The organism is Seonamhaeicola algicola (assembly GCF_007997385.1).
Classification (GTDB): Bacteria; Bacteroidota; Bacteroidia; order Flavobacteriales; family Flavobacteriaceae; genus Seonamhaeicola; species Seonamhaeicola algicola.
Genome location: NZ_VOSC01000025.1, coordinates 314,712 through 338,087, shown reverse-complemented (window position 1 = coordinate 338,087; position 23,376 = coordinate 314,712). Strand labels below are relative to the sequence as shown.

Below are 23,376 nucleotides of genomic sequence, written 5' to 3'. Positions count from 1 at the left end.
AATAAATTATGCTTCGTAATCGCGAGCAATTAAAAACTTAGTTTTTACTGGTAATTTTTGAGCTGCTAAACGTAATGCTTCTTTAGCTACTTCTAAAGGCACACCACCAACTTCAAACATTACGCGTCCTGGTTTTACAACAGCTACATATAGTTCTACTGCACCTTTACCTTTACCCATACGTACTTCAAGAGGCTTTTTAGTGATAGGCTTGTCTGGAAATATTTTAATCCATAACTGCCCTTCTCTTTTCATGTAACGGGTAGCAGCAATACGCGCAGCTTCTATTTGACGAGCTGTAATAAACGTTGCATCTAATGCTTTTATTCCAAAAGTTCCGTTTGAAAGTTGGTGTCCTCTTTGAGACAGACCTTTCATACGTCCTTTTTGTTGCTTACGAAATTTTGTTCTTTTAGGCTGTAACATGTTTCTTTACTTTAAAAAATTACTTTCTACGACGAGGGTTTTTGTTATTATTACCTCTACCGCCACCTTTTCCTTGCTTCTTAGATAATCCAACAAGCGGAGAAAGCTCTCTTTTACCATATACTTCACCTTTCATTATCCATACTTTAACACCTAATCTACCATAAGTAGTGTGTGCTTCAACTAAAGCATAGTCAATATCGGCTCTAAATGTTGATAAAGGAATACGACCTTCTTTATAGTGTTCGCTACGTGCCATCTCAGCTCCGTTTAAACGCCCACTAATTTGAATTTTTATTCCTTCAGCATTCATACGCATAGTAGCAGCAATAGCCATTTTGATTGCACGACGGTATGAAATACGGTTTTCAATTTGTCTTGCAATACTTGAAGCTACTAAGAACGCATCAAGTTCAGGTCTTTTAATTTCAAAGATGTTAATCTGAACTTCTTTTCCGGTAATTTTTTTAAGCTCTTCTTTTAACTTGTCTACCTCTTGACCGCCTTTACCAATAATGATACCTGGGCGAGCCGTAGTGATAGTAACGGTTACAAGCTTAAGAGTTCTTTCAATAATTACTCTACTCACACTAGCTTTAGATAAACGTGCGTGAACGTATTTTCTAATCTTATCGTCTTCGGCTAATTTATCTCCATAATCATTTCCTCCATACCAGTTAGATTCCCATCCTCTGATAATTCCTAAGCGATTCCCGATTGGATTTGTTTTTTGTCCCATATCTCTATCTTAGCTTTGTGTGTTATTGTTAGAACCAACCACTAATGTTACGTGGTTAGAACGTTTTCTAATTCTGTGTGCACGACCTTGAGGAGCTGGACGTAATCTTTTTAACATAGATCCGCCATCAACTCTAATTTCTTGTACAAATAATTCAGCCGACTCAACATCTGCATCTTCATTTTTAGCTTGCCAGTTAGCAATAGCAGAAAGTAATAACTTTTCTAAACGGTTTGATGCTTCCTTTTGGCTAAACTTTAAGATATTAAGTGCTTTTTCAACGCTTTCACCTCTTACTAAATCAGCTACTAAACGCATTTTTCTTGGTGATGTAGGACAATTATTAAGTTTAGCAAAAGCAACTTGCTTTTTTTGCTCCTTAATAGCGTCTGCCATTTGTTTTTTACGACTTCCCATAGCTTACTACTTTTTACCTTTGTTTTTAGCACCTGCATGTCCACGGAATGAACGTGTTGGTGAAAATTCTCCTAATTTATGACCTACCATGTTTTCTGTCACATAAACAGGTACAAATTGGCGGCCGTTGTGTACTGCTATTGTTTGACCTACAAAATCTGGTGTAATCATACTGGCTCTAGACCAAGTTTTGATTACTGTTTTTTTGTTAGCTTCAACGTTTGCAGCTACTTTTCTTTCTAATTTATAATGAACGTAAGGTCCTTTTTTTAATGATCTTGCCATGTCTTATTTCTTTCTACGTTCTACAATATATTTATTACTAGATTTTGTTTTAGAACGTGTTCTAAATCCTTTTGCAGGAACACCGTTTCTAGAACGTGGGTGACCACCTGAGGCACGACCTTCTCCACCACCCATTGGGTGATCAATTGGGTTCATTACTACTGGTCTTGTTCTTGGTCTTCTACCTAACCATCTTGTTCTACCTGCTTTACCAGATACTAACAATTGATGATCTGAGTTAGAAACAACACCTATTGTAGCCATACAAGTAGTTAATATTAAGCGTGTTTCACCTGAAGGTAACTTAATAGTTGCAAACTTACCATCTCTTGCCATTAATTGAGCAAAAGCTCCAGCACTACGTGCCATAACTGCACCTTGACCTGGACGTAACTCTACACATGAAATAATAGTACCTAAAGGAATTTGGCTTAATGGCATTGCATTTCCTATTTCAGGTGCTATACCTTCATTACCAGACACTACGTTTTGCCCAACTTGCAAACCATTTTGAGCAATAATATATCTTTTCTCACCATCTTGATAGTTCAATAAAGCAATAAAAGCGGATCTGTTTGGATCGTATTCTATAGTTTTAACTTCAGCAGGCACACCTACTTTGTTACGTTTAAAATCAATGATACGATACTTTTTCTTATGACCTCCACCTTTGTAGCGCATGGTCATTTTTCCTTGACTGTTTCTACCACCAGTACGTTTTTTCGGAGCTAATAAACTTTTCTCCGGCTTATCAGTAGTAATGGCGTCAAATCCATTTACCACTCTAAATCGCTGTCCTGGTGTGATTGGTTTTAATTTTCTTACTGACATTGTTGTCTAATTACATATTAGCGTATAAATCAATCATTTCACCTTCCGCCAGTTGTACAATTGCTTTCTTAACAGCATTTGTTTTACCATGTTGAATACCTGTTTTTGTATAACGGGTTCTTCTATCTGGACGGACATTTATAGTACGAACTTTTTCAACAGAAACACCATAAGTAGCCTCTACAGCTTTTTTTATTTCCACCTTGTTCGCCTTTGTATTCACTGCGAATGTATAGCAGTTTCTTAACTCGCTATCAGCAGTCGCTTTTTCTGTGATTATAGGTTTAATTAAGATACTCATTTGTTTCTTATTTACTTAAGTTAGATTCAATTCCTTCTAAAGCGCCTTCCAAAAGCACAATTTGATTTGCATTTAAAATCTTATAAGTGCTTAATTCTGAATTAGTTATAACTTCAGAACCTTTTAAATTACGCGATGACAAATATACGTTATTATTTGACCCACCCAACACAAACAATGATTTTTTGTTTTCTAAGCTTAATGCCTTTAAAACAGCTGTAAAGTTTTTAGTTTTTGGAGCTTCAAAATTGAAGTCTTCTAAAACTGTTATAGCTTTCTCATTGGCTTTAATACTTAATGCAGATTTACGTGCTAAACGCTTTAAGTTTTTATTTAATTTAAAACTGTAGTTTCTTGGTCTTGGACCGAACATGCGACCACCACCTTTAAAAACTCCAGATTTTATACTACCAGCTCTGGCTGTACCAGTTCCTTTTTGCTTTTTTATCTTACGTGTACTTCCAGCAATCTCACTTCTTTCTTTAGATTTGTGAGTACCTTGACGTTGGTTAGCTAAGTATTGCTTAACGTCTAAATATACAGCATGATCATTTGGCTCAATAGCAAACACATCCTTAGAAAGCTCTGCTGTTCTACCTGTGTCTTTTCCGTTTATATCTAAAACTGCTACTTTCATTACTTCTCAATGATTACATAAGCGTTTTTGTGACCAGGAACACATCCTTTTACAACAAGTAAGTTCTTTTCAGGAACAACTTTTAACACTTTTAAGTTTTGTACTTTTACTTTTTCTCCACCCATTCTTCCGGCCATTTTCATGCCTTTGAATACTCTTGCAGGATAAGATGCAGCACCAATAGAACCAGGAGCTCTTAAACGGTTATGTTGACCGTGAGTTGATTGACCAACACCGCCAAAACCATGACGTTTTACAACACCTTGAAACCCTTTACCTTTTGATGTACCAGATATATCAACAAACTCACCTTCGTTGAATAAATCTACATTGATAGCATCACCTAATTTGTACTCCGCATCAAAACCTTTGAATTCAACAACTTTGCGTTTTACAGAAGTACCTGCCTTTTTAGCATGACCTAAGTCTGCTTTTGTAGCACTTTTTTCTGTCGCGTCATCGAAACCAAGTTGCACAGCCTCATAACCGTCAACTTCTTCAGTTCTGACTTGGGTAACGATACATGGACCTGCTTCAATTACTGTACAAGGAATGTTTTTCCCGTTTTCATCAAAGATGCTGGTCATACCGATTTTTTTTCCAATTAACCCAGACATAATTTAATTATTAATTTATTTATTACTTATTTAAAAAAAATCAGGGACAAAATACGTTTCGTCCCTGAAATGTATTTTTCCGTTTTTCCCGCGACCGCATCGGTGGGACATGTTAGATTACCGCTTTCGCGATAATGAAAACTATACTTTAATCTCTACTTCAACACCACTTGGTAATTCAAGCTTCATTAACGCATCAATAGTTTTTGATGACGAAGAGTAGATATCTAATAATCTTTTATAAGAAGATAATTGAAACTGTTCTCTTGATTTCTTGTTTACGTGTGGAGAACGTAATACAGTAAAAATCTTTTTGTGAGTTGGTAATGGAATTGGTCCCGTTACAACAGCTCCAGTACTTTTTACTGTTTTTACAATCTTATCAGCAGATTTATCTACTAAATTGTGATCGTAAGATTTTAATTTTATTCTGATTTTTTGACTCATTTTCTTTTAGATTTAAGCTTCAACGCCTTTAGCTGCTTTAATTACTTCTTCAGAAATGTTTGAAGGAGTTTCAGCATAGTGTGAAAATTCCATTGTAGAGGTTGCTCTACCTGATGATAATGTACGTAATGATGTAACATATCCGAACATTTCAGATAATGGTACACTTGCTTTTACAACTTTAGCACCAGCTCTATCACCCATATCATTTACTTGACCACGACGACGGTTTAAGTCACCTACTATATCACCCATGTTTTCTTCAGGAGTAATAACTTCAAGTTTCATAATTGGTTCCATAATTACAGCTTTTGCTGCTTTTGATGCTGCTTTAAAACCTAATTTCGCAGCTAACTCGAATGATAATTGATCCGAATCCACATCATGGTAAGAACCATCAGTTAAAGTCACTTTTAAAGCATCAACTTCATAACCAGCTAATGGACCATTAGTCATAGCCATTTTGAATCCTTTCTCAATTGAAGGGATAAATTCTTTAGGAACGTTACCACCTTTAATTTCTGAAATAAATTCAAGACCCTGTTTACCTTCTTCTGCAGGCTCCACTGTAAATACAATATCTGCGAATTTACCACGTCCACCAGATTGTTTTTTGTAAACTTCTCTGTGTTCAGCACGTTGTGTAATAGCTTCTTTATACTCTACTTGAGGTTGACCTTGGTTTACTTCAACTTTAAACTCACGCTTTAAACGATCTACAATAATATCTAAGTGAAGCTCACCCATACCAGAAATAATTGTTTGACCTGAAGCCTCATCTGTTCTAACTGTAAATGTAGGATCTTCTTCAGCTAATTTACCTAATGCAATACCTAATTTATCTACATCAGCCTTTGTTTTTGGCTCAACAGCAATACCAATTACTGGATCTGGGAAATCCATAGATTCTAAGATAATTGGTGATTTCTCATCAGATAATGTATCACCTGTTTTAATATCTTTAAATCCTACAGCAGCACCAATGTCTCCTGCTTCTATAAAATCAATAGCATTTTGTTTATTTGAGTGCATTTGGTAAATACGTGAAATACGCTCTTTTTTACCAGAACGATTATTTAACACATATGAACCTGCATCTAAACGACCTGAATACGCTCTAAAGAAAGCTAAACGCCCTACGAAAGGATCTGTAGCAATTTTAAATGCAAGTGCTGAAAAAGGCTCGCTAGCATCTGGCTTACGAACTTCTTCTTTTTCAGTATTAGGGTTTGTACCTACAATATTATCTCTATCTAACGGAGATGGTAAATAACGACATACAGCGTCTAATAAAAACTGTACTCCTTTATTTTTGAATGAAGAACCACATACCATTGGTATAATAGCCATATCCATTACAGCAGCTCTAAGTGCAGCGTGCACCTCTTCTTCTGTAATAGAATCTTCATCTTCCATGAATTTTTCTAAAAGATTCTCATCATACGTTGCTACTTCTTCAATAAGTAAAGCCCTGTATTTTCTAGCTTCTTCTTTTAAATCATCTGGTATTTCAACTACGTCAAAAGTAGCTCCTTGAGTTTCATCATGCCATACAATAGCACGGTTTTTAACTAAATCTACAATACCTTTAAAATCTGCTTCATCACCAATATTTAATACGATTGGCACAGCGTTAGATTTTAACATATCTTTTACCTGTTGGCAAACAGCTAAAAAGTTAGATCCTTGACGGTCCATTTTATTAACGAAACCAATTCTAGGAACTTTATAATTATCTGCTAAACGCCAGTTAGTTTCAGACTGTGGCTCAACACCATCAACTGCTGAAAACAAGAACACTAAACCATCTAATACACGTAAAGAACGGTTTACTTCAACCGTAAAATCTACGTGACCAGGAGTATCAATAATATTAAAATGATATCCTTTAGTTTCAGGAGTTGGTTGTGCATTTTCTAATGGAAACTGCCAAGTACAAGTTGTAGCAGCAGAAGTAATTGTAATACCTCTTTCTTGCTCTTGCTCCATCCAGTCCATAGTAGCAGCACCATCATGTACTTCTCCAATTTTGTGAGATACACCTGTATAATAAAGTATACGCTCTGTAGTTGTTGTTTTACCTGCGTCAATATGAGCAGCAATACCAATGTTTCTTGTGTATTTTAAATCTCTAGCCATTATTTTTAAAATCTAAAGTGTGAGAATGCTTTATTTGCTTCTGCCATTTTATGGGTATCAACTCTTTTCTTAACCGCAGCACCTTCTTCTTTTGAAGCAGCTAAAATTTCTGAAGCTAATCTTTGAGCCATTGATTTCTCATTACGTTTACGAGCATAACCAATTAACCATTTCATTGCTGTAGAAATTTTTCTATCTGGACGAATTTGCATAGGAATTTGGAATGTAGCACCACCAACACGACGACTACGCACTTCTACGTGAGGCATAACGTTTGATAGGGCATCTTTCCAGATTTCTAAAGCAGATTTTTCATCATCTGTTTTTTTAGCATCTACAATATCAATTGCATCGTAGAATACTCTGAACGCTACAGACTTTTTACCGTCCCACATTAAGTTATTCACAAAACGTGTTACCAACTGATCATTAAATCTTGGGTCTGGTAAAAGAGGTCTCTTTTTAGCTTGTCTTTTTCTCATGTCTTCTTGTTAAAGTTTAATTACTTTTTAGGGCGTTTAGCACCATACTTAGATCTACGTTGCGTTCTACCGTTAACACCTGCTGTGTCTAAAGCACCACGCACAATGTGATATCTAACTCCTGGTAAATCTTTTACCCTTCCACCTCTAACCAATACTATCGAGTGCTCTTGTAGATTGTGCCCTTCTCCACCAATGTATGCATTTACCTCGTTACCGTTTGTTAAACGAACCCTTGCTACCTTACGCATTGCTGAGTTAGGTTTTTTAGGCGTTGTTGTATAAACACGAGTACATACACCACGTCTTTGTGGACAAGAATCTAAAGCAGCCGATTTACTCTTCTTGGTTATTTTGGCTCTTCCTGTTCTTACTAATTGTGAAATTGTTGGCATATAAATTCTTATATAAATTTAAAATCCTCTTCTTAGAGGGCTGCAAAGGTAGAAATTATATTTAACAATTCAAACCCTAATTCATTAATTTTCAAAGTAGATAGAAATATTTATTTTTCTAAAGCAAATTAAAAACTAATAAAAACATTAAAACCACACTTTAAATAACATGAATAATACAACCTAATCATTAAAATGCCTACAATAACATTATATATTGTTACTAATTATTTTTACGTTAGTTTTACATAACAAAACATGAAAAAACTACTGTGAAGAAATATATTTTTCTTTCCCTGTTATTATCCTGCTGCTTTTTTTGCGCGTTTGGTCAAAATTTAAATTTGAAAATTTATGGTGCTTCAGAAGTTGAAACACTAAGCATTGACTCATTAAACTATCAAAAAAAACATAAAGATTTAGTTTCGCTAGAAAACGAAATCAACACATCATTACAAACGCTTTATAAAAAAGGGTATTTAGAAAGCTACGCTGAAAACATTAAAAAAATTAATGACAGCTCATTTATCTGCAAAATAAACCTGAACAATTTATATGAATATTTAGAAGTGTTTTATAACACAAAAAAAGACCTTTTAAAAGATATACTTAGAGATAAACACCCAAACCCTTTTACTTTAAAATTTTCAAAAACAGAATCTACTTTAAATGAACTAAACGAAAACATAGGGAATAAAGGATTTCCTTTTATAAAACTTAAACTAGACAATTTTAAAATTAAAGATAAAAAAACAGTAACAGCATATTTAGTTATTGATGATACCTCAAAAAAAAGAACCATTAATAATATAGTAGTTAAAGGTTATGAAAAATTCCCAAAGTCATTTTTAAAATATTATTTAAAAATTAAACCTAAACAAACCTTTAATTTGAATAAAATAAAAAAACAAATACGCGCGTTACAATCTTTATCATTTGCATCTGAAATTAAAACTCCTGAAGTTTTATTCACAAAAGACTCAACAACACTCTACCTCTATATAAACAAAAAACAAAGCAATGCTTTTGATGGTTTTTTAGGATTTGGCAGTAATGAAGACACCAATAAAATTGAATTTGATGGCTACTTAAACCTAAACCTTGTTAACAACTTAAATTTTGGCGAGTCATTTAAGCTACTTTACAAAAGTGATGAAAACGACCAAAAAACATTTAATGCCAACCTATCATTGCCATACATATTCAAATCTCCTGTTGGTTTAGATTTAGGTTTAAATATTTTTAAAAAAGACTCAACATTCACTACCGCCATACAATGTGCTAAATTACATTACCAAATAAATCCTGAACAAAAATTTTACTCCGGTATTATTAACGAAACATCAAGCAATCTTCTAAACAACACGCAAACAGCTTTTTTTGATTATAAGAAAAACTATTTCACAATAGGTTACCAATACTCAAAACCACAAAACAACGACATTCTATTTCCTGTAAACACATTATTTTACATAGAAAGCAATTTTGGTGAACGCAAACAAAAAAACAACACTACAAAACAAAGTTCACAAGCAATTAACACCTTTAAAATTTTCAACCTAAATAAAAAAAATAGTTTATATTTTAAATTAAGCGGAGCTGTAATAAATTCGAGGTCTTTTTTTGAAAATGAATTACTAAGATTTGGAGGCATAAACTCCATAAGAGGCTTTGAAGAAAACAGTCTTTACGCAACACTTTTTGGCGTTATGAATACAGAGTACAGACTAAAACTAAATAGTAACATTTACATACACTCTGTAATTGATGCTGGTTATTATGAAAATGAAATAATTAATGTAAATGAAAAACTTTTTGGTTATGGTTTCGGGTTCGGTATTTTTACCAAATCTGGTTTATTCAAACTTAATTATGCCAACGGAAAAAGTGAAGGACAGCAGTTTAAATTTTCCAACTCAAAAGTACACATTAGCTTAACTACAATTTTTTAGCCAAAAAAAACGCAATGCAAAAAATTGAAACTATTTCTTTATTATTTGTTAAAATTTACCCGTAAAACACAAGTTTTAACCATTATTTATTGTTTTATTAACTTTTTATTTTGATTTTTGACATTGACTAATTCAAATAATTATAAAATGAAAACAAAGTTTAGTGGAATTTTAACGCTAATACTAGCGTTTGTTGTGCATATATCATTTGCGCAAGAAAAGACAATTTCAGGAACGGTAACAGATGAATCTGGCCTACCGCTACCAGGAACAACTGTCTTAGTTAAAGGTACCACATCTGGTACATCATCTGATTTTGATGGTAAATACTCAATTAAAGCAAAACAAGGAGCCGTTCTTGTGTTTAGTTTTGTTGGTTACACTACTAAAGAAGCTACCGTAGGTAGTTCAAGTACGTTAAACGTAACCATGAAAGAGGATGCTGCTTCTTTAGAAGAGGTTGTAGTTGTTGCCTATGGTACACAAAAGAAAGAAGAAATTACGGGATCAGTAACAACTCTAAAAACTGAAGAGTTAAGCAATGTCCCATCAGCATCTGTAGTGCAAGGTCTTGTAGGGCAGGTTTCTGGTGTACAAATAATTAATCAATCTGGTGCTCCTGGTGCTGACCCAACTGTTCGTTTTAGAGGTATTGGCTCTATTAACTCTTCTAGCGCCCCTTTATATGTTGTTGATGGTATTGTTTTCAATGGAAACCTAAATGCAATCAACCCCCAAGATATTGAATCTATGACTTTCCTGAAAGATGCATCTGCAAACGCATTATATGGAAGTAGAGGTGCTAATGGTGTTATAATCATAACAACAAAAAAAGGCGCTTCTGAAAAATTAGAAGTTACATTAGACACTAAAGTAGGTTTTAATTACAGAGCTGTACCTGAATATGATATTATTACCGATTCCGGTCGTTATTATGAAGCAGTTTTTGATAGAACTAGGTTAGACTTAATTAATGGAGGTGCTACTGCCGCTGATGCTGCACAAACAGCTGCTGCAAATATTGTTTCAAACCCAGATTTCCCTCTTGGTTACAATAGTTTTAATGTTTCTGAAGATCAAATAATAGATCCTCTCACAGGAAGACTAAACCCTTCTGCTAATTTATTATATCAGGATAGCTGGTTAGATGAGTCTTATAGAACAGGGGTTAGACACGAAAACTATCTAAGTTTACGTTACAGAAATGAAAAACTAAGCACATTCTTATCATTAGGTCATCTTGATGATGAAGGTATAATAGTTAATTCTGGGTTTGAAAGAATAACTGCCAGACTAAGTTCTGAATATCAAGCAAAAGATTGGTTAAAGTTTAGTGCAGGTATTAATTACTCAAATACTGTTGCAGACAACCCTCTAGGAGGTTTTGGCTCTAATAGTGTTAGTAATATAGCAGGTTGGGCACGAGGAACAGCCCCTATTTATCCTGTATATAGTAGAGATGCTAATGGCAACTACATACTTGATTCAAATGGAAAAAGAATATTTGATTTTGGATTAGGTACAGGGGGTTCTGTTGGCACAAGACCCAGTTTTAAATCAAATTCAAATCCTGTTGGTACAAGTATCTTAGATGTTAATGATAATATCTCTGACAACCTTTCTGGTAGATTTAGTGTTTCTGCAAAATTTTTAAGAGATTTTGAATTCACTTACAATGTTTCTGCTGATTTAACACTAGCCAACATAACAAGATATGCAACTCCTGAAGGTGGTGATGCTCTTTCTTTTAACGGAAGAATAACAACCAGATCTAACAGAGGCATAACCGTTGCACACCAGCAATTATTAAACTGGAATAAAGATTTAGGAAAACATAGCTTATCTGTTTTAGTAGGGCATGAAAGCAATGATTACAACTTTAGGCTTTTAGCTGGTCAAGTTACAGAAACTGTACTTACAGGTTTACCAGTATTAAATAATGGTACTAATATTCAATTTTTAACGGGTTATCAAAAAGACTATACTGTTGAAGGTTATTTATCGAGGTTAACATATGATTTTGACGATAAATATTTCTTAAACGCAAGTTTTAGAAGAGATGGCTCATCAGTTTTCCACCCTGACAACCGATGGGGAAATTTTTACGGTTTAGGTGGTGCTTGGTCTGTTCACAAAGAAGATTTTTTCAATGTTTCTTGGTTAAATAGCTTACGTTTAAAAGCTAGTTATGGTCAACAAGGTAATGATGCTATTCTTTATGAAGACACTAGAACAATTGTTGGAGACAATGATAATCGTAACTATTACGCTTATACAAACCAATCTGATATAATTAATGCTGGTGGTAACATTCCTGGAATAACTTTCTTCCAACTAGGAAACAAAGATTTAGTTTGGGAAACATCAACAAACATAAACGCCGGTATAGAGTTTTCATTATTTAATAATAGATTGACTTTTAACGGAGAATACTTTGTTAGAGAAGTTGAAGATTTATTATTCTTTGAACCATTAGCCCAAAGTGATGGTGTAGGAACAAAACCTGCTAACGTTGGAGACATGGAAAACAAAGGTTTTGAAGTTTCATTATCAGGTGATATAATTTCAACAGAGGACTTTCAGTGGTTCTTATCACTAAATGGTACTCATTATAAAAATGAAATTACATCTTTACCAGAAGAGTTCATTGATGATGGATTATTTAGACTTAAAGAAGGTCAATCAAGATATGATTACTTTATTAGAGAGTTTGCAGGAGTAGATGAAACTAACGGAGACGGATTATGGTATACCGATGTTATTGAAAACGGAGAGCCTACAGGAGAAAGAGAAACTACTAATGACAGAGTTAATGCTACTGAATATTTTGTTGGCAAATCTGCTATCCCTGATTTATACGGAGGTTTCTCTACAAACTTTAGATATAAAAACTTTTCATTAGGAATTAATTTTTCTTATCAAATTGGAGGCTATGGTTATGACGGTGTCTACCAAAACTTATTAGGAACAACATCTGCTGGTGATAATTTTCATAATGATGTATTTAAATCTTGGACACCAGAAAACCCTACAGCATCAATACCAAGGTTAGATATTAGTGATGTTAACCAAGCTGGAACATCTTCATTTTTCCTTGTTGATGCATCATATTTAAACCTTCAAAATGTAACTTTAACTTACAACTTTAACAGTAGGTTATTAGACCGATTAGGTATAACTGGAGCAAAAATATATGCTACAGGCAATAACTTACACTTATGGTCAAAAGCCAGAAAAGGCTACGATCCTAGATTAAGTATTACGGGTAATGCCGTTAATGAGTTTGGTTTATCTAGAACTACTTCTTTAGGTTTAACTCTTAATTTCTAAAAAACTATGAAAAAATTTAAATTTTTATTTATTATATTACTAGGAGGTCTTTTCTCTTGTGAAGAAGATTTCTTAGATACTGAACCTGCAAATTCTATTTCGGATGAACAGGTAGCAAGTACACCTGCGGCTAACGAAGCTATTTTAAGAGGTATATACGCCAACTTAAGGTCTTTTGGAGTTGGTAATCCAGCTCGAGTAGATGTAGATTATGGTCAAAAAGGTATTATGGCCATTACAGATATGATGGGTCAAGACATTGTTTTAAATAATTTCAACTGGTATATATTTTTGTATAACTACAATGGAAGACAACAAACAAGTTCTAGAACCAATATAGTTTGGAATACATATTATACTGCTATCGCTGATGCAAATATTGTTATTAATGGCTTGCAAGATAAAGAATTTAGAACAGCAAGTGAAGACGCATTACTTGGTCAAGCTTTAGCTATAAAATCATTTTCTTTATTTAACTTAGTCCGTGTTTATTCAGATACTTACATAGGTAATGAAAATTCACCTGGTGTACCAATTCCAGATCGTGTTGATTTTTCAGGAAAAAGTAGAGGAACAGTTCAAGATGTTTATGACCAAATCATCCCTGATTTAGAGCTAGCAAAAACTCTTTTAGACGGATACTCTAGAGCTAACAAACAAGAGATAGACAAGAATGTTGTAGAAGGTTTTCTTGCAAATGTTTATTTAGAAACTGGCAATTGGCAATTAGCTGCAGATAACGCTGCTGCTGCTAGATCATCATATACTTTAATGCCTGGAGAAAATTACGCTACTGATGGGTTTGATGATATAAACAATGTAGAATGGATGTGGGGAGCTGACATAGACAATCTTACTTCTACTACTTTTATTTCTTTCTTTTCTCACTTTGACAGTACTGCTGACGGCTATGGTGGTGTAGGTTTTGGTTTTGGTTTTAAAATGATTGACGCTAGACTATATGATCAAATTCCTGATACTGACTTACGTAAAGCTGCATGGATTGACCCTGTAGATGGAAACCCTGATTTTCCTGCTGAAGAAGGTTACATTGGATATGCTAACGTAAAGTTTATTGATGCTGGCGGGTCATTTGAAGGAGATTATTCATATATGAGATCTGCTGAAATGTACCTAATTGAGGCAGAAGCGAAAGCTAGATTAGGAGACGCCACTGCTGCTGATGTTTTGTTTGAATTAGTTAGCAACAGAGATCCTGGCTATACAAAATCAACAAATACAGGCATGGATTTAGTTGAAGAAATATATTTACAAAGAAGAATTGAATTGTGGGGAGAAGGCGTTTCTTGGTTTGATTTAAAAAGATTAAAGAAACCATTAGATAGAACTGGAGAAGGCTCTAACCATAGAAGTTTTGGAGCAATAGATATTCCTGTTGGAGGTGATTTCTTTAAAATGCAAATACCACAAGGAGAAATCAATTCTAACCCTAACATAAACGTTGGTGATCAAAATCCATAATTTAAACTCTAATTAAAATAGAGTAGAATATAAACCACCCTTAAAGGGTGGTTTTTTTATTATATTAGATTATCACTACAAATCTTAGCTATCTAAAATGAGGCTTAAAAACCAAAACTTACATTAACATTGAAAAATAATGATTAAACGTACAATCATTTATCAATATCTAATTTAAATCAACAAATTTTATAAAACACACATATTTTAACACAAATTAGAAAGTTTTAAGTCAAATTTATTGTTTTATTAACATTTTATTATGATTTTTGGAGTTGACTAATTCAAATAATTATAAATATGAAAACAAAGTTTAAAGGAATTTTAATGCTATTCCTAGCGTTTGTTGTGCAAATCTCTTTTGCTCAAGACAAAAAAATTTCTGGTGTTGTTAGTGATGAAAGCGGATTACCGTTGCCAGGAACTACAGTATTAGTAAAAGGGTCAACATCAGGAACCTCAACAGATTTTGATGGTAAATATACCATAACAGCTAGCCAAGGTGCCACATTGGTCTATAGTTTTGTAGGCTATATTACCAAAGAAGTAACTGTTGGAGCTTCAAACACAATTAATATAGTAATGAGTGAAGATGCAGCAGCATTAGAAGAAGTTGTTGTTGTTGCTTATGGTACACAAAAAAGAGAATCAATTACAGGTTCTGTTAGTGTAATTAAATCTGATCAAATTGAAAATGCAACATTTTCAAACCCTGTAAAAAGCTTAGAAGGCTTAGTATCAGGACTTAGAGTTATTCAAGCTAATGGTCAACCAGGTTCAGATCCTTTAATTAGAATTAGAGGTTTTGGCTCTATTAATGCTGATAGCGCTCCTCTTATTGTTCTTGATGGAGTTCCTTACTCAGGTAGTTTAAGTAGTATTAACCCTCAAGATATTGAATCAACTACAGTTTTGAAAGATGCTTCTTCTACATCGTTATATGGAAACAAAGCATCTAATGGTGTTTTATTAATTACAACAAAAACTGGTAAAAAGAATAGAAAACCTAAAATCAGCTTTGATACTAGGTACGGTTTAACTCAAAGAGCAACCAAAGAATATAATATTACTGAATCGCCACAAGAATTTTATGAAGCGTACCATAGTGTATTAACTAACTCAGAATTTTATCGTCAAAACGAAGCAGGTACACCTATAACTATTGAACAAGCTAGACAATTTGCTTCAGATAATTTAATTGATAGGTTGGGTTACAACTTATACGATGTTGCAGATAATGTTTTAATTGACCCTACAACTGGAAGACTAAATACTTCTGCAAATTTATTAGTTAACGATAGATGGGAAGATGCTCTATTTAGAGATAATGCTTCTTTTAGTTCTACTAATTTAAATATATCAGGAGGTTCTGAAAACATTGACTATTACTTTTCTTTAGGAACTGAAGAAAATAATGGATACACTGTAAGAAGTAACTTTAAAAGACACACAACTAGATTAAAAGTAAATGCAACAAATATTGCTGAAATTATCACTTTATCTGGAGATGTTGCCTACGCAAAATCTAAAAGTCAAGCTGTGCCTAGTACAGTTGATGCTGCTGGCGTGCCAACAACAAACTTTGCAAATGCATTTTTCTGGAACAGAAGAATTGCACCAATTTATCCTGTATATCAATATGATGAAAACTGGAATCATATATTAAATCCCAACAACCCAAATGGCTATGCTTATGATTTTGGTCAGCCACAAAACTTTGCTAACGGTACAAGTAGGGGTCCAAGAAACTATGCACCGGGTGAACACCCACTTGCCGTTATTGAAAATACTGAAGAAACCAATGACAGAGACAATTTCAATGCAGCATTAAGAGCTCAAGTAGATTTACCTTTTGGATTTAAATTTCAATATGTAATGAACTACTTGACTGAAATTGATAAAGGTACTGATTTCACAAAACCTGGAGCTGGTGCTTTCGCTGAGGCTAACAATGGTTTATTAACCAACAATAGAGATAATTTTTCTGCCTTTACTAATCAGCAATTATTAACATGGAATAAAGAATTTGGAATTCATAGTTTTGATGTGCTTTTAGGTCATGAAACCTACGAAGAAAACTTCACTACACTCTCACTTTCTAAAAGAAACATCATAGGGAATTTCAGCCCTATTTTAGATAATACTTCTGTATACGCTTCAGCAAGTAATTATAATACAAACTATACTACAGAAGGTTATTTCTCAAGATTTATTTATGGTTTAGACAATACTTACTATGCAAATTTAACAGCAAGACATGATGCTTCTTCTGTTTTCCATCCAGATGCTCGTTGGGGTACATTTTGGTCTGCAGGTGCCTCTTGGATAATTAGCAACGAGGATTTCTTAAGTAATTCATCAACTATCAATTATGCTAAGTTAGCACTAAACTACGGTACAACAGGTAATGATAGAATTTTTTATGAAGGAACAACTACAAGAAACTTAGTTGCCTATGAAAACCAATATTCAATTGGAGAAAATAATGGGCAGTTAACACAAACGCTATATAGCTTAGGAAGTAAAGAGATTACTTGGGAAAAGGCAGCAAGTCTTGATATAGCTTATGAAATGAGCTTATTCAATAGTCTTAATTTATCTCTAGGCTACTACAGAAAAAAGTCTGAAGATTTATTATTCAACAATCCATTACAGTTATCTACAGGACAAGCCTCTAGACCTGAAAATTTTGGTTCTATGGTAAACAGTGGTTTTGAAGCTGAAGTTTCATGGAATGCTGTTAAAAAAGAAAAATTTAACGTTACTTTTAATGCTAACGTTTCTACTCTTAAAAATGAAATTACAGAATTACCGAGAGATTCGATCCAATCAGGTAATTTCCGTAGAGTTGTAGGTAGAAGTATTTATGATTATTTCATGGTTCAATCTGCCGGTGTAAATGCTGATAATGGTAATGCTCAGTACTACACTACTGATGAAACTACAGGAGAAAGAATTATAACTGAAGATTACGCTGATGCTGTAAGCAACGGAAGAACGTTTTTAGATAAAACCGCTATTCCTGATATTACAGGTGGTTTTGGCACTAACATAACCTTAGGTAATTTCTCTCTTGGTTTACAATTCGCCTACCAAGTTGGTGGATATGGTATTGATAACGAATATTTTGGATTATTAGGAGCCACACAAAATGTAACTAACTTTGCTGATTACAATAAAACTTGGACTGTAGATAACCCAACAGCTAGCTTACCAAGGGTTGATCCTTTAAGTCCTGATCAATACAGAATTTCTGATATGTGGCTTGTAGACCTAAGTTATTTAAGTTTAAATAACATAAACTTCGGATATACATTACAAACCGAAGCCTTGAAAAAATACCACATTGAAAATGTTAGATTTTACGGAACAGTTAATAACGCATTTTTGTTATATAGAGCTAGACAAGGTTATGACCCACGTCTAAACTCAGTTGGATCTTCTTCTGCTGAGTATGGAGCCAACAGAACTATTGCTTTTGGTGTCAATATAAATCTTAATTAAAAAAAATGAAAAAGATGAAAGAAAATAAATTTATAAAATTGAATTTTAGCAGATGCTTTGCTTACATCATCACATTAACACTTTTCGTTTCGTGTGCTGATTTTGACAGAGATTTTGAAGAAGAAAGATACCTAACTTCTTCTCATGCTGAAGCTAACAATGCTGCCGGTGGTACAGTTGGCTTACAAGCACTTGATGGGGCAATACTATCATACCTAAGAGATGGTGAAGCTGTTACTGATGAATTCGGTATAAAAGCAGTTGATCTAGGAATGGATTTAAGAAGTAATGATATGGATATGAGTAGAAACACTTGGTTTGGTGCTTTCAACAATTATGATAATATCATCCTTACATCAAATGACAATGACTTCATGTGGGAGTTCTTCTATAAAGTTATAAATAATGCAAATGGAATTATTAATACAATACCAGAAGGTTCACCTGAAGAAACATTAATATTCAAATACAAATCACACACTTATAGAGCAATAGCATACTTCTATTTGTTAAGAATTTATCAACACACAAAAGCTAGTGATGATACAGAAGCTATTCCTATAGATTTTGGTGATTTTGTTGGCCAACCTAAATCTACAGTAGGGGAAGTAAAACAACTTATCTTAGATGATTTAACAATAGCTTATAATGGTTTGGAAAACTACGCAAGAGAATCAAAAGAAGAAGTTGATGCAAGTGTAGTTGCCGCATATTTAGCGCGTTATCATTTAACTTATGAAAACTGGACTGAAGCAGAAAAATATGCAGATATTGCTATGTCTGTTGGTAGTATAGAAAGTGATGTTATGCACGGTTTTGATGAGCTTGCATTATCAGAAGTTATCTGGGGTGCTGAAGTAACTGAAGCAACAAGTGAAGTTTATCAGTCTTTCTTCTCTCATGTAAGCCAAATAAACGATGGTTACAGTGGTTGGAATCATTTTAAAACTGTAAATTCAAACCTTTATGACATGATACCTGACACTGATCTTAGAAAAGGTTGGTTTGCAGACCAGCAATACGACCCTGGTGTAATTTTAGTACCTGGTACTTGGGGGCACTATAACATAACCCCTAAATACACTAGTTTAAAATTTATAGCACAACCAGGTCCTGGAGTTTTTATTGGTGATTACATTTATTTAAGAAATACAGAGTTCTATCTTACAAAAGCTGAAGCTTTGGCTAGACAGAACAAAGATACTGAAGCGCAACAAGTACTTTTCGATTTGAATTCTGTTAGAGATGAAAACTATACATTATCTACTAAAACTGGTCAAGATTTAATTGATGAAATTCTAATGTACAGACGCATAGAATTATGGGGTGACGGTGTTGCTTCTTTTGATATGGCTAGATTAGGTGTTGGATTAGATAGAAAAGATGGTAGAGAGAACTTAGTAATGCCTGGTGCAGATTTAGTTATCCCTGCTTTAGATGAAAAAATGATTTATCAAATTCCTATTAGAGAGGTTGATGCTTCAAACTAAGCCACTTTAATTATATTAATTTTTAAATTAAACCAGAGAAAATAATTTCTCTGGTTTTTTTTTACCTTTACCCCATGCAAAACCAAACACAAATATTCGGTATAAGAGCCATTATTGAAGCCATAAACGCTGATAAAACAATAGATAAAGTTTTCTTACAAAAAGGATTAAAAGGTGATTTATATTCTGAATTAGAAACTCTTATTAGAAAGCAAAGCATCAACATGGCTTATGTACCTATTGAAAAATTAAATAGGCTCACAAAAAAAAATCATCAAGGTGCAGTTGCAAACATTTCACCTGTTGATTTTTTTAATATTGAAGATTTGGTTTTAAACACTATTGAAGCCGGTAAAACACCGTTATTTTTACTTTTAGATCAGCTTAGTGATGTTAGAAATTTTGGTGCTATAATTAGAACTGCTGAATGTACAGGAGTAAACGGTATTATTTTCCAGAAAAAAGGCGGAGCACCTGTAAATGGTGATACTATTAAAACAAGTGCAGGAGCTGTTTTTAAAATACCTTTATGTAAAGTTGACCATATTAAAGATGCCGTTTTTTACATGCAAGCGTCGGGTATTAAAGTAATTGCTGCAACTGAAAAAACAGAAAATTCACTGTATGATATATCATTTAAAGAGCCATGTGCTATCATTATGGGTTCTGAGGATAGAGGTATAAATCCGTCTACATTAAAAGTTGTAGATGAAAAAGCAAAACTACCGTTATTGGGTGATATTGAATCATTAAACGTATCTGTAGCTTGTGGTGCATTTTTATACGAAGCTGTTAGACAAAGAATTTCTATTAGCAATTAATAATTGTATTTTTAATATTATTTATTTTCCTCTTTATAAATGTAATTTATTGTTGCATTTTCTTGAGTTTCTTCTGGTGGTTTAGTTTCAATAAAGTTACCATTTTCATCAAAATGCTTTAAAAAAGGATCATCGTTTTCATTATAATCATCCTTTTCCCAATCGTACTTTTTAGGTTTTGCTATATTATTCTTAAAAAACATAGCAAACAACAAACCTGTTATTAAACCCGATAAATGCCCTTCCCAAGAGACACCTTCTTTTATAGGCATTACATACCAAACCATACTGCCATATAAAAACACCACCAATAAGCTAAGCGCTATTAAACGGTAATGTTTTGCAAAAATTCCTTTGAAAAATGTAAAACTTACAAGCACATAAATAAGTCCGCTAGCGCCAATATGGTATGATGGTCTGCCAATGCACCAAGTTAAAAAGCCTGATAGTAAAATACCGTATAGTAAAACTTTCCATGCTATTGGCCTGTAGAAATAAAACAAGGCCATTGTTAATACAAAAAGCGGCACAGTATTATGGTATAAGTGCGCTATACTGCCATGAATAAATGGACTAAATACAACACCCCGTAAGCCTTTTAGGGTTAAAGGATAAATACCATATTTATTGAAATTTGCATGAAATTGCACTTCAAAAGACATAACAGACCATATTATTAATACAAAAAATATTGGATATGCTATTACGCCTGTACTAAATTTAAAGTGCTTGCTGCTCATACTACTAAAATAGCAAATAGTAAACCAATTATGATAAAGATGTTATTTTGGCAGATACCTGCGTGAGGGATTGCAGCGGTATCCTTTTTTGAGGCACGAAAAAAAGATTTAGCGGAAAGCCCGACCCAAATGCATTTGGGGCACGCTAAAACAAAAAAATAGATTAATTTTACTGTATGAATGAACCTTTAGCTGAGAGATTACGTCCTAAAAAACTGCAAGATTATGTAAGCCAAAAGCATTTGGTTGGTGAAAACGGTGCTTTAACTAAGAGTTTAGAGCATGGTTTAATTCCGTCTATGATTTTTTGGGGGCCACCTGGTACTGGCAAAACAACACTTGCTAATATTATTGCTACACAATCTGGCAGACCTTTTTATACTTTAAGTGCCATAAGTTCTGGTGTTAAAGAGGTTAGAGAGGTTATTGAAAAGGCGAAACAAAGTGGTGGGCTTTTTACTACTAAAAACCCTATTTTGTTTATTGATGAAATTCATAGGTTTAGCAAATCGCAACAAGATTCATTATTACAAGCTGTTGAAAAAGGTTGGGTTACACTAATTGGCGCTACTACTGAAAACCCAAGTTTTGAGGTTATTTCTGCACTACTATCGCGCTGTCAAGTATATATTTTAAATGCTTTTGAAAAGAAAGATTTAGAAACGCTACTTAACCGCGCTATTAAACATGATGAATTTTTAGCTAAAAAAAATATTACATTAAAGGAAACTGCTGCGCTTTTGAGACTTTCTGGAGGTGACGGACGCAAACTTTTAAATGTTTTTGAACTTATTGTAAGCACCTTTGAAGACGATAAAAAAATTGTAATTACTGATGCTGTTGTGCTTGATAAGGTACAAAATAACACCGTACGCTACGATAAAACTGGTGAGCAGCATTATGATATTATTTCGGCTTTTATTAAGTCTATTAGAGGTAGTGATCCCAATGGCGCTGTGTATTGGCTAGCTAGAATGATTGAAGGCGGCGAAGATATAAAGTTTATTGCACGCCGTTTGCTAATTTCGGCTAGTGAAGATATAGGTAATGCCAACCCTACGGCTTTGGTTATTGCTAATAACACGTTTCAAGCGGTTTCAACTATTGGGTTTCCTGAATCTCGTATTATTTTAAGTCAATGCGCCACATATTTAGCTTGCTCACCTAAAAGTAACGCAGCGTATATGGCTATAAACGAAGCGCAACAAAAAGTACGCGAAACTGGTGATTTAAGTGTGCCTTTAACTATTAGAAATGCCCCAACAAAACTTATGAAAGAACTTGGTTATGGCGAAAACTACAAATACGCACATAATTACGAAAACAATTTTGCCGAACAAGAATTTTTACCAAATGAAATAAAAAACACTACATTTTATAAACCCGGAAATAATGCACGCGAAAACGCGCACCGTGAATTTTTAAAACAACGCTGGAAAGACAAATACAATTATTAAAAAATTAAAATTTAATGTTAAGTGTTTCCTGTTTTAACTGGCTATTTTGGTAATACTCTAAAACCCAAACGCTTTCTTTTTTGTATAAAATAGCCGATGTGTTTTCAACTAAATACACATTATTTAAACCTGTGGCCTTAATTTTATAAACTACTTTAGGTGAGCTATCAACTAACTGAAAGCCATTTTCAATAGCTTGTGCATATAAAACATTACTGGTTGGTTGTTGCTCTACTTTTGTTGTAACTTTTGGTGTTTCTGTTGGTGTTTGAGTGGGCGTATTAACTTCTGCTACTTGTTTTTTTGAAGTTTTTAAGCTTTCTATTTCAGCTTTTAAAGCTTCTATTTCTTTTGATACTTCATTTTTTTCAGAAGAATTTTGTGGTTGTGCTTTTGCTACTGTAGAAATTGATGTAATTGCCTCACTTGGTTTATACGTGTAATTTAAGTTTGCAATATGATTAAAAGCAGCTCTTAAAGCTAAGTTATAAGCTTTGTCATATTCTTTTTCTCTACTTTCTCCAACAGGCGATGTGTACACTACTCTATCATTACAATCTTTTAATTCAACTTGCAACTTCGTTTTAAACATACCTGAATCTTTTAAAACATCTGAACGTAAACCTAAGCAACGATTAAATTTTAAATCATCTGGATATTCTTCACCTTCCATAATGGCGGTAAAACCGTATTTATTAAATAAAAATTGCGCTAAACCATTTAGTTGATATTGGTTTTTTTCTTTTAAAAAATCAAACTTATTAGGTACAATTATATATTTATAATTATTCAAATTTTGTTGCGCATAAACTGATGTAAAAAGTAAACATGTAACTAGTATTGATATAAACTTAAATTTCATTGTAATATTTTATTATTAGTGG

General features: G+C 33.6%; 21 protein-coding genes. 7 read left to right on the top strand and 14 right to left on the bottom strand.

Going from position 1 to position 23,376, the window contains the following annotated elements; genetic code table 11:
• Positions 1–6: 6 nt before the first annotated feature.
• The 12 genes from rplP to rpsL form a co-directional block, all read right to left on the bottom strand.
• Positions 7–426, bottom strand: a complete 420-nt coding sequence (gene rplP, locus FUA26_RS10135; RefSeq protein WP_147135329.1) for a 50S ribosomal protein L16 — start codon at positions 424–426, stop codon at positions 7–9.
• 19 nt (positions 427–445) lie between these two features.
• Positions 446–1,165: a 30S ribosomal protein S3 gene (rpsC, locus tag FUA26_RS10130; protein ID WP_147135326.1), complete on the bottom strand. Its 720-nt coding sequence runs from the start codon at positions 1,163–1,165 to the stop codon at positions 446–448.
• A 9-nt stretch (positions 1,166–1,174) separates the two neighbouring features.
• On the bottom strand, positions 1,175–1,582 hold the full coding sequence (gene rplV, locus FUA26_RS10125) for a 50S ribosomal protein L22 (protein WP_147135323.1): 408 nt from the start codon (positions 1,580–1,582) through the stop codon (positions 1,175–1,177).
• Between the two features lie 6 nt (positions 1,583–1,588).
• Positions 1,589–1,867, bottom strand: coding sequence for a 30S ribosomal protein S19 (gene rpsS / locus FUA26_RS10120; RefSeq protein ID WP_013869040.1), 279 nt, complete (start codon positions 1,865–1,867; stop codon positions 1,589–1,591).
• Between the two features lie 3 nt (positions 1,868–1,870).
• On the bottom strand, positions 1,871–2,698 hold the full coding sequence (rplB, locus tag FUA26_RS10115) for a 50S ribosomal protein L2 (RefSeq protein ID WP_147135320.1): 828 nt from the start codon (positions 2,696–2,698) through the stop codon (positions 1,871–1,873).
• A 10-nt stretch (positions 2,699–2,708) separates the two neighbouring features.
• Positions 2,709–2,999 carry a 50S ribosomal protein L23 gene (rplW, locus tag FUA26_RS10110; protein WP_147135317.1) on the bottom strand — a complete coding sequence of 97 codons (291 nt, stop codon included), beginning with the start codon at positions 2,997–2,999 and terminating at the stop codon, positions 2,709–2,711.
• Between the two features lie 7 nt (positions 3,000–3,006).
• Positions 3,007–3,636: a 50S ribosomal protein L4 gene (rplD, locus tag FUA26_RS10105; RefSeq protein WP_147135314.1), complete on the bottom strand. Its 630-nt coding sequence runs from the start codon at positions 3,634–3,636 to the stop codon at positions 3,007–3,009.
• Positions 3,636–4,253 (bottom strand): 50S ribosomal protein L3, encoded by a 618-nt coding sequence (rplC, locus tag FUA26_RS10100; protein WP_147135311.1) that lies wholly within the window; start codon positions 4,251–4,253, stop codon positions 3,636–3,638. The genes rplD and rplC overlap by 1 nt, the downstream gene beginning before the upstream one ends.
• A gap of 141 nt (positions 4,254–4,394) precedes the next feature.
• Positions 4,395–4,700: a 30S ribosomal protein S10 gene (rpsJ, locus tag FUA26_RS10095; protein WP_007650482.1), complete on the bottom strand. Its 306-nt coding sequence runs from the start codon at positions 4,698–4,700 to the stop codon at positions 4,395–4,397.
• 12 nt (positions 4,701–4,712) lie between these two features.
• Positions 4,713–6,839, bottom strand: coding sequence for an elongation factor G (gene fusA, locus FUA26_RS10090; protein WP_147135307.1), 2,127 nt, complete (start codon positions 6,837–6,839; stop codon positions 4,713–4,715).
• A gap of 5 nt (positions 6,840–6,844) precedes the next feature.
• Positions 6,845–7,321, bottom strand: a complete 477-nt coding sequence (gene rpsG / locus FUA26_RS10085; protein WP_147135304.1) for a 30S ribosomal protein S7 — start codon at positions 7,319–7,321, stop codon at positions 6,845–6,847.
• Positions 7,322–7,341: 20 nt separating this feature from the next.
• Positions 7,342–7,716 (bottom strand): 30S ribosomal protein S12, encoded by a 375-nt coding sequence (gene rpsL / locus FUA26_RS10080; RefSeq protein ID WP_147135301.1) that lies wholly within the window; start codon positions 7,714–7,716, stop codon positions 7,342–7,344.
• 344 nt (positions 7,717–8,060) lie between these two features.
• Here rpsL and FUA26_RS10075 point away from each other — a divergent pair, with 344 nt between their 5' ends.
• The 6 genes from FUA26_RS10075 to rlmB all read left to right on the top strand — a co-directional run bounded on the left by FUA26_RS10075 (position 8,061) and on the right by rlmB (position 20,295).
• Complete coding sequence (locus tag FUA26_RS10075) at positions 8,061–9,668, top strand: POTRA domain-containing protein (RefSeq protein ID WP_246109119.1); 1,608 nt, start codon at positions 8,061–8,063, stop codon at positions 9,666–9,668.
• 147 nt (positions 9,669–9,815) lie between these two features.
• Complete coding sequence (locus FUA26_RS10070) at positions 9,816–12,998, top strand: SusC/RagA family TonB-linked outer membrane protein (protein ID WP_147135298.1); 3,183 nt, start codon at positions 9,816–9,818, stop codon at positions 12,996–12,998.
• Positions 12,999–13,004: 6 nt separating this feature from the next.
• The gene (locus FUA26_RS10065) at positions 13,005–14,480 is read left to right on the top strand and encodes a RagB/SusD family nutrient uptake outer membrane protein (RefSeq protein ID WP_147135296.1); all 1,476 of its coding nucleotides are present in this window, start codon (positions 13,005–13,007) and stop codon (positions 14,478–14,480) included.
• 300 nt (positions 14,481–14,780) lie between these two features.
• Positions 14,781–17,984 carry a SusC/RagA family TonB-linked outer membrane protein gene (locus FUA26_RS10060; protein ID WP_147135293.1) on the top strand — a complete coding sequence of 1,068 codons (3,204 nt, stop codon included), beginning with the start codon at positions 14,781–14,783 and terminating at the stop codon, positions 17,982–17,984.
• Positions 17,985–17,998: 14 nt separating this feature from the next.
• On the top strand, positions 17,999–19,474 hold the full coding sequence (locus tag FUA26_RS10055) for a RagB/SusD family nutrient uptake outer membrane protein (protein WP_147135287.1): 1,476 nt from the start codon (positions 17,999–18,001) through the stop codon (positions 19,472–19,474).
• Between the two features lie 74 nt (positions 19,475–19,548).
• On the top strand, positions 19,549–20,295 hold the full coding sequence (gene rlmB, locus FUA26_RS10050) for a 23S rRNA (guanosine(2251)-2'-O)-methyltransferase RlmB (RefSeq protein ID WP_147135284.1): 747 nt from the start codon (positions 19,549–19,551) through the stop codon (positions 20,293–20,295).
• A 17-nt stretch (positions 20,296–20,312) separates the two neighbouring features.
• On the opposite strand, the gene FUA26_RS10045 is transcribed toward rlmB, so the two are convergent.
• On the bottom strand, positions 20,313–21,035 hold the full coding sequence (locus FUA26_RS10045; RefSeq protein ID WP_147135281.1) for a rhomboid family intramembrane serine protease: 723 nt from the start codon (positions 21,033–21,035) through the stop codon (positions 20,313–20,315).
• A gap of 176 nt (positions 21,036–21,211) precedes the next feature.
• Here FUA26_RS10045 and FUA26_RS10040 point away from each other — a divergent pair, with 176 nt between their 5' ends.
• The gene (locus FUA26_RS10040; RefSeq protein ID WP_147135278.1) at positions 21,212–22,492 is read left to right on the top strand and encodes a replication-associated recombination protein A; all 1,281 of its coding nucleotides are present in this window, start codon (positions 21,212–21,214) and stop codon (positions 22,490–22,492) included.
• Positions 22,493–22,496: 4 nt separating this feature from the next.
• Here FUA26_RS10040 and FUA26_RS10035 read toward each other — a convergent pair whose 3' ends face one another.
• Positions 22,497–23,354, bottom strand: coding sequence for a hypothetical protein (locus FUA26_RS10035; RefSeq protein WP_147135275.1), 858 nt, complete (start codon positions 23,352–23,354; stop codon positions 22,497–22,499).
• Positions 23,355–23,376 lie beyond the last annotated feature (22 nt).

Bases quoted from the DNA above. Each gene is read 5' to 3' on its own strand.
- rplP (WP_147135329.1), bottom strand. From the start codon at position 426: ATGTTACAGCCTAAAAGAACAAAATTTCGTAAGCAACAAAAAGGACGT.
- rpsC (WP_147135326.1), bottom strand. From the start codon at position 1,165: ATGGGACAAAAAACAAATCCAATCGGGAATCGCTTAGGAATTATCAGA.
- rplV (WP_147135323.1), bottom strand. From the start codon at position 1,582: ATGGGAAGTCGTAAAAAACAAATGGCAGACGCTATTAAGGAGCAAAAA.
- rpsS (WP_013869040.1), bottom strand. From the start codon at position 1,867: ATGGCAAGATCATTAAAAAAAGGACCTTACGTTCATTATAAATTAGAA.
- rplB (WP_147135320.1), bottom strand. From the start codon at position 2,698: ATGTCAGTAAGAAAATTAAAACCAATCACACCAGGACAGCGATTTAGA.
- rplW (WP_147135317.1), bottom strand. From the start codon at position 2,999: ATGAGTATCTTAATTAAACCTATAATCACAGAAAAAGCGACTGCTGAT.
- rplD (WP_147135314.1), bottom strand. From the start codon at position 3,636: ATGAAAGTAGCAGTTTTAGATATAAACGGAAAAGACACAGGTAGAACA.
- rplC (WP_147135311.1), bottom strand. From the start codon at position 4,253: ATGTCTGGGTTAATTGGAAAAAAAATCGGTATGACCAGCATCTTTGAT.
- rpsJ (WP_007650482.1), bottom strand. From the start codon at position 4,700: ATGAGTCAAAAAATCAGAATAAAATTAAAATCTTACGATCACAATTTA.
- fusA (WP_147135307.1), bottom strand. From the start codon at position 6,839: ATGGCTAGAGATTTAAAATACACAAGAAACATTGGTATTGCTGCTCAT.
- rpsG (WP_147135304.1), bottom strand. From the start codon at position 7,321: ATGAGAAAAAGACAAGCTAAAAAGAGACCTCTTTTACCAGACCCAAGA.
- rpsL (WP_147135301.1), bottom strand. From the start codon at position 7,716: ATGCCAACAATTTCACAATTAGTAAGAACAGGAAGAGCCAAAATAACC.
- FUA26_RS10070 (WP_147135298.1), top strand. From the start codon at position 9,816: ATGAAAACAAAGTTTAGTGGAATTTTAACGCTAATACTAGCGTTTGTT.
- FUA26_RS10065 (WP_147135296.1), top strand. From the start codon at position 13,005: ATGAAAAAATTTAAATTTTTATTTATTATATTACTAGGAGGTCTTTTC.
- FUA26_RS10060 (WP_147135293.1), top strand. From the start codon at position 14,781: ATGAAAACAAAGTTTAAAGGAATTTTAATGCTATTCCTAGCGTTTGTT.
- FUA26_RS10055 (WP_147135287.1), top strand. From the start codon at position 17,999: ATGAAAGAAAATAAATTTATAAAATTGAATTTTAGCAGATGCTTTGCT.
- rlmB (WP_147135284.1), top strand. From the start codon at position 19,549: ATGCAAAACCAAACACAAATATTCGGTATAAGAGCCATTATTGAAGCC.
- FUA26_RS10045 (WP_147135281.1), bottom strand. From the start codon at position 21,035: ATGAGCAGCAAGCACTTTAAATTTAGTACAGGCGTAATAGCATATCCA.
- FUA26_RS10040 (WP_147135278.1), top strand. From the start codon at position 21,212: ATGAATGAACCTTTAGCTGAGAGATTACGTCCTAAAAAACTGCAAGAT.
- FUA26_RS10035 (WP_147135275.1), bottom strand. From the start codon at position 23,354: ATGAAATTTAAGTTTATATCAATACTAGTTACATGTTTACTTTTTACA.